The organism is Butyrivibrio sp. WCE2006, assembly GCF_000701985.1.
Classification (GTDB): domain Bacteria; phylum Bacillota; class Clostridia; order Lachnospirales; family Lachnospiraceae; genus Butyrivibrio.
On sequence record NZ_JNKH01000004.1, the window covers coordinates 147,154 to 161,343 of the forward strand.

General features: G+C 39.7%; 9 protein-coding genes. All 9 read left to right on the plus strand.

Translation table 11 applies throughout. The annotated features are described in order from the left end of the window. Positions 1 to 8: 8 nt before the first annotated feature. Positions 9 to 3,305, plus strand: a complete 3,297-nt coding sequence (carB, locus tag T501_RS04785; RefSeq protein ID WP_044913619.1) for a carbamoyl-phosphate synthase large subunit — start codon at positions 9 to 11, stop codon at positions 3,303 to 3,305. A gap of 100 nt (positions 3,306 to 3,405) precedes the next feature. Continuing rightward, complete coding sequence (locus T501_RS04790) at positions 3,406 to 5,226, plus strand: vWA domain-containing protein (protein WP_242845480.1); 1,821 nt, start codon at positions 3,406 to 3,408, stop codon at positions 5,224 to 5,226. Positions 5,227 to 5,335: 109 nt separating this feature from the next. Beyond that, the gene (locus tag T501_RS04795; RefSeq protein WP_242845481.1) at positions 5,336 to 6,112 is read left to right on the plus strand and encodes an RNA polymerase sigma factor; all 777 of its coding nucleotides are present in this window, start codon (positions 5,336 to 5,338) and stop codon (positions 6,110 to 6,112) included. Continuing rightward, positions 6,105 to 7,298 carry a prolipoprotein diacylglyceryl transferase gene (locus T501_RS04800; RefSeq protein ID WP_155994787.1) on the plus strand — a complete coding sequence of 398 codons (1,194 nt, stop codon included), beginning with the start codon at positions 6,105 to 6,107 and terminating at the stop codon, positions 7,296 to 7,298. The genes T501_RS04795 and T501_RS04800 overlap by 8 nt, the downstream gene beginning before the upstream one ends. Positions 7,299 to 7,451: 153 nt before the next feature. Beyond that, positions 7,452 to 7,982 (plus strand): NUDIX hydrolase, encoded by a 531-nt coding sequence (locus T501_RS04805; protein WP_026509701.1) that lies wholly within the window; start codon positions 7,452 to 7,454, stop codon positions 7,980 to 7,982. A 67-nt stretch (positions 7,983 to 8,049) separates the two neighbouring features. Further along, entirely contained in the window at positions 8,050 to 8,526 is a 477-nt protein-coding gene (locus tag T501_RS04810) for a GNAT family N-acetyltransferase (RefSeq protein ID WP_044913622.1), read from the plus strand. A gap of 150 nt (positions 8,527 to 8,676) precedes the next feature. Continuing rightward, the gene (locus tag T501_RS04815; protein ID WP_044913624.1) at positions 8,677 to 9,363 is read left to right on the plus strand and encodes an epoxyqueuosine reductase QueH; all 687 of its coding nucleotides are present in this window, start codon (positions 8,677 to 8,679) and stop codon (positions 9,361 to 9,363) included. Between the two features lie 97 nt (positions 9,364 to 9,460). After that, positions 9,461 to 11,230 carry an arginine--tRNA ligase gene (gene argS / locus T501_RS04820; RefSeq protein WP_026509704.1) on the plus strand — a complete coding sequence of 590 codons (1,770 nt, stop codon included), beginning with the start codon at positions 9,461 to 9,463 and terminating at the stop codon, positions 11,228 to 11,230. Positions 11,231 to 11,464: 234 nt separating this feature from the next. Beyond that, on the plus strand, positions 11,465 to 14,179 hold the full coding sequence (locus tag T501_RS04825) for a class I adenylate-forming enzyme family protein (protein WP_155994788.1): 2,715 nt from the start codon (positions 11,465 to 11,467) through the stop codon (positions 14,177 to 14,179). The last annotated feature ends 11 nt before the right edge of the window (positions 14,180 to 14,190 follow it).

Below are 14,190 nucleotides of genomic sequence, written 5' to 3' on the forward strand. Positions count from 1 at the left end.
AAGATAGAATGCCTAAAAATAAAGATGTGAAAAAAGTTTTGGTCATAGGCTCAGGACCGATAGTAATCGGTCAGGCTGCTGAGTTTGATTACGCCGGCACACAGGCTTGTCGCTCACTTAAAGAAGAGGGAATAGAGGTAATTCTTGTAAACTCTAACCCTGCTACGATTATGACAGATAAGGACATTGCAGATGAGGTTTACATTGAACCCCTCACTGTAAAGGTTCTTGAACAGATTATAGAAAAAGAAAAGCCGGACAGCGTGCTTCCCACCCTTGGAGGTCAGGCAGGACTTAACCTTGGTATGGAACTTGCTGAATCAGGATTTCTTGCAGCTCATAATGTTAAGCTCCTTGGAACAACTGCAGAGACAATTAAGAAGGCTGAGGATCGTCAGGAATTCAAAGATACAATGGAAAAAATCGGCGAACCCTGTGCTGCATCACTTGTCGTACACAATGTAGATGACGGTGTTGCTTTTGCTGAAAAAATCGGATACCCGGTTGTACTTCGCCCTGCATTTACCCTTGGTGGAAGCGGCGGCGGTATCGCTCACAACAGAGTTGAATGTGAAGAGATACTGGAGAATGGACTTCGTCTTTCAAGAGCAAACGAGGTTCTGGTTGAGCGCTGCATAGCAGGCTGGAAGGAAATCGAGTACGAAGTAATCCGTGACAGTGCAGGTAACTGCATAACAGTCTGCAATATGGAAAACATTGATCCTGTAGGTGTTCATACAGGTGACAGTATAGTAGTTGCACCTTCTCAGACACTTACCGATAAAGAGTATCAGATGCTCAGAAGTGCTGCACTCAATATTATTGATGAGCTTCAGATCACAGGTGGATGTAATGTACAGTTCGCACTTCATCCCACAAGCTTTGAATATTGCGTTATCGAGGTTAACCCCAGAGTTAGCCGTTCATCAGCACTTGCAAGTAAGGCAACCGGATATCCGATTGCAAAAGTAGCTGCAAAGATAGCACTTGGATATACACTGGATGAGATTAAGAATGCCATTACTGGAAAGACCTACGCAAGCTTTGAGCCTGCGCTTGATTACTGCGTAGTCAAATTCCCCAGACTTCCATTCGATAAGTTTATTACGGCAAAACGTACACTTACAACTCAGATGAAGGCTACCGGTGAAGTCATGAGTATCTGCACCAATTTTGAAGGTGCAATGATGAAGGCTATCCGTTCGCTTGAACAGCATGTGGACTGCCTTACAAGCTATGATTTTTCAGAGCTTGATGATGAAGAGCTTAAAAACCGCCTTACAGTTGTTGATGACCAGAGAATATGGGTTATCGCAGAGGCGTTAAGACGCGGCATGAGTCATGATGAGATACATGATATAACCATGATCGATCTGTGGTTTATTGATAAGATCCACACTTTAGTCAAGATGGAATTAAAGCTCCTCAGAGTGGGTGAAAAGAGCACTATAGCCAGACACAAGGTATCTGAGGAAAATGTACCTGAGCTTGAAGAAGCTAAGAAAATCATCAGCTATGATACACTTCTTAAGGCAAAGAAGCTTGAATATCCTGATAAGGTAATAAGCAGACTTACAAGATTCTCAGTTGATACTATTAAAGCATTGAGAGATTTTTATGGCATAAAAGCTGCATACAAGCTTGTTGATACCTGTGCTGCCGAGTTTGCTGCAGAGACTCCTTATTACTACTCAGTTTACAGCGATCAGGATGAGGAGAATGAAGCTCTTGATAGCAGTGGTGAATCTGCTGAAAAGAAAAAGAAGATTCTTGTTCTTGGATCAGGACCGATAAGAATCGGTCAGGGTATTGAGTTTGACTATTGCTCAGTACACGCTACCTGGGCTTTTGAAAAGGCCGGATATGAAACAATTATCATAAACAACAATCCTGAGACTGTTTCTACAGACTTTGATATAGCTGATAAGCTCTATTTTGAGCCTCTCACACCTGAAGATGTAGAAAACATCGTAAGACTTGAAAAGCCTGACGGAGCGGTTGTTCAGTTTGGTGGACAAACAGCAATCAAGCTTACTCAGGATCTTATGAAAATGGGTGTTAAGATTTACGGAACCAAGGCAGAGGATGTGGATGCTGCCGAGGATAGAGAAATCTTTGACAGAATCCTTGAAGAGACAGGTATTAAGCGTGCTGAAGGTGCTACCGTTTATACAGCCGAAGAAGCTAAGGAAGTAGCAAACAGATTAGGTTATCCTGTACTTGTAAGACCTTCTTATGTACTTGGCGGACAGGGCATGCAGATTGCACTTTCTGACCGTGAAATAGAAGAGTTCATAAATATCATTAACAGAATTGCTCAGGATCATCCGATACTTGTTGATAAGTATCTGCAGGGAATTGAGACAGAAGTTGATGCAGTATGTGACGGTGAGAATATAGTAATCCCCGGAATAATGGAACACATTGAGAGATCAGGTATTCACTCCGGAGATTCAATTTCAGTATATCCTGCACAGTCACTGTCAGATAAGGTTAAGCAGACAATTGCAGATTACACTGAGAGACTTGCAAAAGCACTTCACGTAGTCGGACTTATAAATGTACAGTTCATAGCAGTAGGTGATGAGGTTTATATCATTGAAGCTAACCCCAGATCCTCTAGAACTGTTCCTTACATCAGTAAGGTTACAGGAATTCCGATTGTTGATCTTGCTGCACAGGTTATGATGGGTAAAAAGCTCACTGACCTTGGATACAAGCCCGGACTTCAGCCTGAGGCAGAGCATATAGCAATTAAGATGCCTGTGTTCTCCTTTGAAAAGATAAGAGGAGCAGAGATAAGCCTTGGACCTGAGATGAAGAGTACAGGAGAATGCCTTGGAATAAGCAAATCCTACAGTGAGGCTTTGTATAAAGCATTCCTTGGATCCGGTATCAGACTGCCTAAGCACAAGCAGATGATCATCACAGTTAAGGATTCAGACAAGGGCGAAGTTATAGATATAGCAAGACGTTTTGAAAAGCTTGGATATATAATCTATGCAACCCGCTCAACTGCTGATACCTTAAATGAAAACGGTGTTAAGGCAAGAAAGGTCAACAGAATCAATCAGGAATCACCTACAGTCATCGACCTTATTTTAGGCCACAGAATTGACCTTGTTATTGATACACCTACTCAGGGTCGCGATAAGAGCCGTGACGGATTCCTTATCAGAAGAACGGCCATCGAGACAGGCGTTAACGTAATTACAGCTCTTGATACAGCAAGAGCCCTGGTAACAAGCCTTGAGGATGCTTACAAGGAAGATACACTTGAACTGGTTGATATTGCCAAAATTTAAATTTTTTAAATTTTTTTAGAATAAGTGCAACATTTTATATCCTCCATCTGTATATAGGTTAGAACAGCAAAAACACTATATACATTTGGAGGATATTATTATGAGAAGAAAAATGAATGCAATATCAATGATATTAAGCGGAGCAATTTTGGCAAGCTCTGTCAGCGGATGCGGGCAAAGCAGCGAAACAGTTGCTACAAGTGAGCAGACTTATTCTGAGGAATCAACTTATTCCGAAACTACAAGTAATAATTCATCTGCTGCAGAAAACAGGAATTATGATGCCCAAACAAATACTGCAGTAGATAAAGGTTATGAGGCAACCGGTAACAAAAAAGAAATTGCTGAGGCAGAGGTGGCGTCTTATGATACTACGGAGGCCGCAGAATATGAGGAAGACGGCTATTATGAGGGTGAGAGCAATGATGCTTATATGCCACAGATGCTTGGAGATGAGGGCTGTGATGTTCCTTTTTATGAAGATCCATATTCAGGTAAAGCATTAGAGAATAATACAGAGTCCTATGAAAAGGATGAGGAAAACGGATACAACATCACTTTGTCAAAACCGTTATCAACCTTTGCTGCTGATGTAGATACCGCTTCTTATTCAAACGTAAGGAGAATGATAGAGGATGGTTATACACTTTCTGAAATCAATCCTGATGCAGTGCGCCCCGAAGAGTTTATCAACTATTTTTCATATAACCTGAATAAACCTGAGGGAAGAGACAAGTTCGGAATAACCACAGAAATTGCCAGCTGCCCCTGGAATGAGGATCATCAGTTGATGTTTGTGGGCATGAAGACACAGGATATAGATTTTAGTGAGGCTCCTGAGAGCAATCTTGTTTTTCTTATAGATGTATCGGGATCAATGGATGAAGATAACAAGCTCCCTCTTTTACAAAAGACATTTAAGGCGCTTGTGGATGAACTACCGGATAGAGGAGTTATTTCCATAGTTACCTACTCAGGGGAAGAGAAGGTGGTGCTCTCAGGTGTAAGCATGAAGAAAAAAGCAAAGATCATAAGCGCTATTGATTCACTTGAAGCAAATGGCTGCACAAATGGAGAGGCAGGAATACAGAAGGCTTATGAAATTGCAAAGAAGAATTATATAAAGGGAGGAATAAACAGAGTAATCCTTGCTACTGACGGAGATCTAAATGTAGGAATATCAAGCCCTGACGATCTTGAGAAGTTTATTACCAATAAAAAGGATGATGGAATCTTTTTATCAATTATGGGATTTGGTGATGGTAACTATAAGGATGACAATCTCGAAAGACTTGCTGACTGCGGAAATGGTAACTACTCATACATTGATTCCTTATTTGAGGGTAAAAAAGTTCTTGTTGACGAGATGGGACAGACACTTGTAACTGTTGCAAAGGATGTTAAGCTCCAGGTTGAGTTTAATCCGCAGAAGGTTAATTCTTACAGGCTTATAGGCTATGAGAACAGAATCATGAACGATGCCGATTTTAACGATGATACAAAGGATGGCGGCGAAATAGGCGCAGGTCATAGCGTAGTTGCACTGTATGAAATCGTACCTGAAGACAGCAAGAGCGCAATAAAGCTTAAGTATCAGGATAATAAAGAGGCAGATAACGACAATTCTGATCAGGAATATGCTTCTGAATATGCAACAGTAAGTGTTCGTTACAAAGAGCCCGGAGCTGATAAGTCACAGCTTTTCTCAGTAGTTGTTGATGGCAGAAACTTTAGTGATCAGGGAAGTGAAAATATACGATTTGCAGGGATGGTAGCTGAATTTGCAATGATACTTGGAAATAGTGAGTATAAAGGAACAGCATCATTAGAAGACATCATGGATATGTATAAGACAGTAAAGAACAGAGATGAGTATAAAGATGAATTCAATCAGCTTGTTAGAATGGTAGCAAAAAGATAAAAACAGCTATGCGAGGACCTGCTCAACTACGATTATTATTTTTCTGAGGAAAAATAATAATCTATGTTATACTATGCAGTGTTAGGATGAAAAAATGTTAGGGGAAACTATGAACGTCATAACACTGCATAGAACTCAGATATTTTATGATCTGCCTGATAGGCTTAAAACAATAATATCTGAGATGGGAAAAGCTTTTGGGAAAAACAGAATAATATCCGGACTGAATATGATGTTCGGGAAAAAACATCAGACATATTCAGAATCACTATCTTCATCTGTTAGAATGGCAAAAACATTGATTATGCTATCAGATGATAATACTGCAAGAAAGGCAGAGAATCGTACTGTATATGCAGCTGATAATGCTGCAATTAAGGCAGAATCCGAATTCGTTCAGCCGGATGATAATACTGTAATAAAAGCAGGGAAAATCCTTGATCAGTATGGTAATTCAATACTGAGAGTTGCATACTCCTATTTGCATAACATGAGTGATGCTGAGGACATTCTTCAGGATACTCTGATAAAGTACATAAAAAATGCGCCTGTATTCGAAAATGAAAAGCATGAAAAAGCCTGGCTCCTTACTGTGGCTGCTAATTTAAGCAAGAACAAGCTTGAATATCTTGGAATCAGGAAAACTGATGAGCTTTCAGAAGAACTGGTGGCTGAAAACAAAGAGGACCTTGCCTTTGTTTGGGATGCTGTTAAACAGCTTCCTGAAAAATTCAGAGAGGTCATTCACCTTTTTTATCAGGAGGGATATTCAACTAAAGAAATAGCAAAAATTCTTAACAGAAATGAGTCTACCATCAGATCCGACTTGAATCGTGGACGGCAGCAGTTAAAAAATATTTTGAAGGAGGCGTATGACTTTGAGTAAATATAATGAAGTTATGGAAAAGATTACTGTCTCCGAAGAAATGAGAAGCCGAATCCTTCAAAATGTTGAAAAGAAGCTTGATGACAATGGCTCGGTAGGTGAAGACAGAATTAATGAGAATAGTACGGAAATAATGGAAATAGACTCAAATGAGTCTGGAGCTGATAATTCAGAATTAAATGAGCAAAGCTCTAATACAGAATCAAGTAATTCTGGAATAAATGATCCAGGTGCAAATCATATAGAATCAAGTAACTTAGGCAAAAATGATCAGAGGGTAAATGCTTCTGCTAAGATCATTAGATTTATACGCTCTTATGGATCTAAAGTTGCAATTTTTGCTTTGATTATAGCCGGATCTTATGGAGTTATAAGAATGGGACTTCTTAACAACAATTCCGAGTCTGCAACCAGCTCATCTGAGTATGCTGCTGAGACAACGGAAAGTGCTGACTATGCGTATGAGGCAACGGAAGAGGCAGCAGACAATTCGGTTAATGAATATGAAACGGAAGATAATTCCTTAATCGAGGAAGAAGCTGCTGAGTATTCCTCTGATGATAAAAAAGAGGCAGCAGGTCTTAATATAGATAATAGTTCTGCTGAAGCAGAAGCTTTTGCAGGTACTCGGGAAGAGTCAAGTCCGATGCAAGATGCTGATGAGAGTGCTTTAGCTGAGGCTGCTATGGAAAGTACTGAAGAAGCAGACAGCATTGAAGGGAATACCTATGAAGATGATGCAGATTCAGATCAGGCAGCAGAACAAACTGTTGGGACTCCAGATAAGAATATCAAGTCTGAGGATTTTGGAACTTCTGTAGATTCAGAAGAGGAACTTGCTAAAGCTTTGGGCTATGATTTTAAGACACTGACGAATCTTGATAGTAAGGCAGATCACATTTACTATTCATATTATGAAGATCTCGGGGAGATACAGTATACTCTTGAAGATAATTCGGTGTATTATTATATTTCTGATAATGAAGCTGCAATACAGAATAAACTACTGGGAACTGATAGCTTTACTGAGGAAGACGGTATAGTAGTAGATGATAAAACTATAGCGGTTTATGCTGATTACTATAATCGCAAGATGGCTATCTGGCAGGATGAAGATCTTTGGTATGGAATTAAACTGTATCCGGATTTGGATGTAAATGACCTGGAAGAAATCATCAAGGAATAAAGTAGAGAAGAATAAATTATCAAGGGATAAATTATAAGTGAATAAAATATCAAAGAATAGGCTATCGATGACATTCATAAACTGATATAACTATTCTTTTGATATACCTGGAATTACCAATTTAGTAAGGAAATACTTCACAAGGAAAAGCTTATGGAAATAACAACTTTATGCTATATAGAAAAAGATAATAAATATCTCATGCTTCACAGGATAAAGAAAAAGAATGACATCAACGAAGGAAAATGGATTGCTCCCGGAGGGCACCTCGAAAACGGAGAAAGTCCGGATGACTGCGTAAGACGTGAAGTGCTTGAAGAAACAGGTCTTACATTGAATTCAGCAAGATTTAGAGGTATCGTGACCTTTATCTCTAAGCCTGCAAAGGAGTTGGAAGTTGCCGCAGACGGTAATGTGAATGAAGCATTTACAAAAGACATCACAGACTACATGTGCCTTTTTACGTCTGATGATTTCGATGGAGAGCTGATTGATTGTGATGAGGGCACGCTTGAATGGATATCAAAGGATTCGCTTTTAGATATTAATCTTTGGAAAGGAGATTTGATTTTCCTTGATCTGATAAAAAATCCGGATCAGCCCTTCTTTTCATTAAAACTTACCTATGAGGGCGGCGAACTGACAGAGGCTGTTCTTGATGGGAAAATTCTTGATATAGACTAACGGCACACTATTAACATAAGAAGAATGTTTAATGATGTAAGCTGGTTTAACAATGGGAGACTTTATTATGAACTTTAGACGCGCTAATGAAAAAGACATACCACAGATTCATGAACTTTTACGACAGGTTAATCTGGTGCATCATATTGGAAGGCCTGATCTTTTTAAGAAAGCAAATAAATATACAGATGAGGAAATAGCCGGTATTTTAAAGGATGATACCAGACCGATATTTGCAGCTGCAGATGATACGGATACGATGCTTGGATATGCTTTTTGTGTACATCAGGAGCACCCGGAAGATGATAACCTTCTGACACCTATAAAGACGCTTTACATTGATGACCTTTGTGTTGATGAGAATGCCCGTGGCCAGCATGTTGGCAAGAGCCTCTACGAGTATGTGATTAATTGGGCAAAGGAACAGGGGTATTACAATGTGACTTTAAATGTATGGACCTGCAATGAAAGTGCCATGAAATTCTATGAATCTGTTGGGATGACACCATATAAGATAGGCATGGAGCAGATCCTTTCTGAATAAATGTGACAGAAGAAATAGAGAAGATTCTTTTTGAAAAAAATGCTGGATATGACTAGTGTGTTGTCTAAATAGATGAAGTTTGTCTGCAATAGAGCAAACCTTATTATATGTGTCGGAATAAGATGTAATTCGATTAATGGATTTAAAATAATGAATAAAGTTAATTATGCAAAAGAACTTGAAAAGAAAATAAAGGAATTTGAGAAAGAGGGGCGGCGTCCAAGGATTCTACTTCACGCCTGCTGCGCTCCCTGCTCATCCTACTGCCTTGAGTATCTTAGGCAGTATTTTGATGTTACGGTTTTTTTCTATAATCCCAACATAATGAATGCTGCGGAATATAGAAAGCGTGTGGATGAGGAAAAGCGTCTGATAGCAGAGTACAACAGACAGGTCGATGAGCAGACCTTCGAAGGAATGAACTCGGACGAGAGAGCAGGGAAAATAGAAATAATCGAAGGTGATTATATAGTCAGTGATTTTCTTGAGGCGGTTAAAGGGCTGGAGGATTGTCATGAAGGCGGAGACAGATGCACAAAATGCTTTGAGCTTAGACTTGAGGAGACTGCAAAAATAGCTTTGAAGGAAAAATTTGAGTTCTTTACAACAACCCTCACAATCTCGCCTCTTAAGGATGCTGACAGATTAAACAGAATCGGACAGAGCATGAGTGAAAAATATGGTGTTAGCTTTTTGCCATCTGATTTTAAGAAAAAAGAAGGATATAAGCGGTCCATCGAGCTGTCGCACAAATTCGGACTTTACAGGCAGGATTTCTGCGGTTGTGAGTTCTCGAGGCAGCAGAGAGAACGCGAAGAGTTACAGCAGGGTAGTTAAATTATTAATTTAGTAACATATATTTTAGAAATGTGTTAGAATGCTATGTGATTAATTGTTTGTTTAAATAATACAGTAAATGGGAAGGACTACGACTTTGGAAAAAATCTTAGAAGTTATATCAAAAGAAGTTTCCGCTGCGTTTGAGGCAGCAGGTTATGACGCTGAACTGGGAAAGGTAACACTTTCAAACAGACCTGACCTTTGTGAATATCAGTGCAACGGAGCTATGGCAGGAGCGAAGAAATATGGTAAGGCTCCTTTCATGATAGCTGATGCTGTTGCGGAGAAGCTTCAGGGAAGTGATATCTTTTCATCAGTAGAATCAGTTAAGCCCGGCTTTTTGAATCTTAAAGTAAGTGAAGAATTTGTGAGAAGCTATATTGTAAAAATGCTTCACGAGCATCACTTTGGTGTTCAGATGCCTTTACATGCGCCTAATTTCATGATCGATTATGGCGGACCGAATGTTGCGAAGCCTCTTCATGTTGGACATCTTCGTTCAGCAGTTATCGGAGAGAGCCTTAAGAGAATTCTTAAGTATGCAGGCTACAAGGTAACAGGAGATATCCACCTTGGTGACTGGGGACTTCAGATGGGGCTTATTATTACTGAGCTTAAGAGACGTAAGCCTGATCTTCCATATTTTGATAAAGACCATAAGGGACAGTATCCGAAGGAAGCACCTTTTACAATAAGTGAGCTCGAAGAAATCTATCCTGCAGCCAGCGCTAAGTCTAAAGAAGATGAGGCATTTAAGGCTGAAGCGATGGAAGCAACTAAGCTTCTTCAGGATGGAGATAAGGGTTATCGTGCACTTTGGAACCACATCCTTAACGTATCTGTTAATGACCTTAAGAAAAATTATAAGAACCTTAATGTTAATTTCGATCTCTGGAGAGGTGAATCTGATGTTCATGATGTGATACCCGGAATGGTTGAGTACATGAAGCAGCACGGATATGCCCATGAGAGCCAGGGAGCACTTGTAGTAGATGTTGCAGAGGAAACTGATACCAAGGAGATTCCTCCCTGCATGATACTTAAGTCAGACGGAGCTTCTCTTTATAACACAACTGACCTTGCTACAATTCAGCAGAGAATGGAAGAGTTTAAGCCTGAAGGACTTATATATGTGGTTGATAAGCGTCAGGAACTTTACTTCACACAGGTATTCCGCTGCGCAAGAAAGACCAAGCTGGTTCTTCCTGAGACAGAGCTTCATTTCGTAGGCTTTGGAACCATGAACGGCAAGGACGGAAAGCCCTTTAAGACAAGAGAGGGCGGCGTAATGCGTCTTGAAAAGCTCATTGCTGAAATTGATGAGCAGATGTATAACCGTATTAAAGAAGGCAATCAGGATATTGATGATGCTGAAGCAAAGGATACAGCGCACAAAGTTGCACTTGCTGCAATCAAGTATGGCGATCTTTCAAACCAGCCTTCAAAAGATTATATTTTTGATATCGATAAATTCACCTCCTTCGAGGGAGATACAGGTCCGTACATTCTTTACACAATGGTACGTATCAAGTCTATTCTTTCAAAATATGAGAAGGAAGGCGGAAATGTTAAGGAAGCACTTTTGAGAAATGCTGAATCTGCAGATGAAAAGAATCTTATGCTTCTTCTGACAAGATTTGCAGATGCAGTCGAAAGCGCAGCAAGAGACCTTATGCCAAACAGAATCTGTGCATATATTTATGAGCTTTCAAATGCGCTTAACAGCTTCTATCACTCAACAAAGATTTTGTCTGAGCCTGACGAAGAGAAGAAGAGTGGATATATTGCACTTCTTAATGTGACACTTAAAGTCCTTGAGACAGGTATTGATCTTCTTGGATTCAGTGCACCTGACAGAATGTAAAATTTGATAATTTAATAGTTATGAGCCCGGAAATAGCAATTATTTCCGGGCTCATTTTTGTCATATAGAAATTCCGTTGGATTTTATCTTTTTAGTTCTCAAATACAATTCATAATAATAATTAAAAATATATTAAATATTTGCATGTTAACACAATTTGATTAACTCGTGTAATAAAATTACAGTAGATATAATTTAATTTATGTGGGGGATAGAGAGTTGAGCGAGGCATATATGAATTCATCAATTGAAGCGAGGCGCGGAGTAAACAGAAATCAGAAAGCCTGGAAATTTATCCGGGATGTGAATGGGATTTCGCTTAAGAATCTGAGCATTGTGGCGATATATGATGGAGATTTAACGTATACGTATGGACAGATGTTCAGAGAGTGGGAGCGTTATGCTGCAGTGTTTTCTCATCTGGGCATGACTAAAGCCAATAAATCAAGAGTTGGCATTTTGGGAACAACAAGTGCGGAAGTAATTTTTGCTGTATATGGCCTTGATATGACAGGGGCATCTGTTTCAATTGTGCCATCTTATAATGCTTTCTTCCCACATAAGATAATGGACACCATAAAAAGTGAGATGCTTACTGACTTCATAATCACAGATGATTTAGCTCAGGTCAATCTCATAAATGATCTTTTGATCCACAGGAATGAACTTGGAATAAATAATGTAATCATACTGCATACTCCTATAAGTGGAGTTACGGTCAATTCTTTTATATCTGTTGCGCAGGAAATGAAATATATGCAGATAAAGGGATGTTTTGCTCCTATATGTATGGATGAGCTTCTTGCGGCTTATGGAAACACAACTGTTAGCTATGACTTGGAAGACAGTGATAATGAGGCTTTTATTCTGCACACATCGGGGACCACAAACGGTGTGGGTAAGCCAATCGTTCTTTCAGACTTTGCTTTTAACGCTGCTGTATCAAGTTTCTTTGAGATGGAAAATCTAAAGCTTCCCGAGGGAGATCTGGTTACGGCTGTCATAGTTGATCTTAGCAATGCATATGGGATAGTGGATCAGGTTCATCTTCCTTTTGCCATGGGAGCTGCTGTTGTTATGGTGCCCTGTGGAGTTCTGAATCCATGGTTCTATAAAGCTATTCCCAAGTATAAGATATCTTTTCTGTTTACGATAAGTGCGATGTTTGAGAGATGGATGAAAATGCCAGAAAGTAAGGGGCTTGATTTCTCAAGTCTAGAGTTTGTGGCTATTGGTGGATCATCAGTATCAGCGGCCGACAAGAAAAGGTTTTACAAATTTTTACAGGAGCATGGTGCTGGAGATATCACAATTCTAAACGGATATGGAATCTCAGAGCTTTGTGGAGCGTGCTGTCTCTCGTTACCGGATCTTGATGATGAGTCTATAGGATATCCGCTTCCGGGTGTAAGCATAAGGCTCTATGATGAGGAAAAAGACCGGTTCCTTCCGGAAGAGAGCAGATCTTCAGAGGGCGTGATGTACCTTTGGGCACCGTTTGTTGCAACAACCAGGATCAATGATAAAGAGATACTTAAAGCAGAGTATATAGATGACAGACCGTATATTTGTACAAACGATTTTGTGAGGATTGACGATGATGGAAAAGTAACTTTTCTTGGGAGAGCCAACCGGTACTTTATAAATGATGAGGGAAGAAAATATGAATCCGGGCGAGTGGAAACAGAGATAGCAAGGCAGTCCGGCATTGAAAACTGCTGCGTGGTTCCGATATATGTCAAGACGCTACATGACAATATGCCAATGCTTTGTGTGCAAACCCTTAGGGGAGAGATGGATGCAAAAGATACTATCAAAAATGCTTTGAGGCAGGTCTTTGTGGTTGAAAAGACGCTTCCCGAAGACTACATCCCCTTCAGGGTTATGATCACTGAGAGCCTTCCAAGAAACGGAAATGGAAAGATAGATTTATATAAAATTGGGAGAGGCGAAGTAGAGGGTGAAGTTTTCACAGTCGACAATGTGAAAAAATTTAAGCATATCACTGATTTTAAGTTAAAGCCTTATAAAGAAGGCAAAGCGGACATGATAAAAGAAGTATTTGATAATATCTCGAAAGAAATGAAGAGTTCTATCCCGTTTAGTAAAGTATCGTTCAACGAAAATGAAGAAAGGCAGGAAAATACCAATATGAGTTCAGCAAAAAAAGCATTTGAAAGTTTTAACAGCATGAATCGGATGGGAATGCAGATGATGAATAACATGATGGGTAAGATGGGAGGTTCGCAGTGCGGTATGCCATTATTCCCGGGAATGATGCCTGACTTCCAGAACATGATGCAAGGCTTCCAAAACATGATGCCGGGAGCACAGAACATGATGCCGAATTTCCAGAACATGATGCCGAATTTCCAGAACATGATGCCGAATTTCCAGAACATGATGCCGAATTTCCAAAATATGATGTCGAATTGGCAGAACATGATGCAGGGATTCCAGAGCATGATGCCCGGGTGTCAGAATATGATGCCTGCTTTTCAAAATATGATGCAGGGATATCTGAACATGATGCCATTTTTCCAGGGTAAAACAATGAATATGACTCAGAATATGGGACCTATGATGCTAAAGCAGATGGAAGAGATGATGGGATACATGACAAGAATGAATCAGATTTCCATTGATGCAATGCAGAAAATGTACGAAGAAAATTTAAAGATGACAAACCGGTTCTATGAGGCAATGAAGAATATGACTGAAGGCACATATTCTGCGGATAACTCTGATGATGCATCGCAGGAGAAGGAGACAGAAGCTAAAGAAGATAAGGTTGATATCTCTGATAGTGTGACAACATCAGATGATTCGGAAATACCCAAAGAGGAGGCAAAGAAAGAGACTAAAACAAAGAAGACTCCGGTTAAAACATCAACGAGAGCAAAAACTACAAAAACTTCTACCGCGAAAACTAATAAAAAAGGTGAGTAATATAAGGTTTT

What these genes read in the sequence shown, in the direction of transcription:
- T501_RS04825 (WP_155994788.1), top strand. Translation starts at nt 11,465, where the DNA reads ATGAATTCATCAATTGAAGCGAGGCGCGGAGTAAACAGAAATCAGAAA.
- T501_RS04810 (WP_044913622.1), top strand. Translation starts at nt 8,050, where the DNA reads ATGAACTTTAGACGCGCTAATGAAAAAGACATACCACAGATTCATGAA.
- T501_RS04805 (WP_026509701.1), top strand. Translation starts at nt 7,452, where the DNA reads ATGGAAATAACAACTTTATGCTATATAGAAAAAGATAATAAATATCTC.
- carB (WP_044913619.1), top strand. Translation starts at nt 9, where the DNA reads ATGCCTAAAAATAAAGATGTGAAAAAAGTTTTGGTCATAGGCTCAGGA.
- T501_RS04790 (WP_242845480.1), top strand. Translation starts at nt 3,406, where the DNA reads ATGAGAAGAAAAATGAATGCAATATCAATGATATTAAGCGGAGCAATT.
- T501_RS04795 (WP_242845481.1), top strand. Translation starts at nt 5,336, where the DNA reads ATGAACGTCATAACACTGCATAGAACTCAGATATTTTATGATCTGCCT.
- T501_RS04815 (WP_044913624.1), top strand. Translation starts at nt 8,677, where the DNA reads ATGAATAAAGTTAATTATGCAAAAGAACTTGAAAAGAAAATAAAGGAA.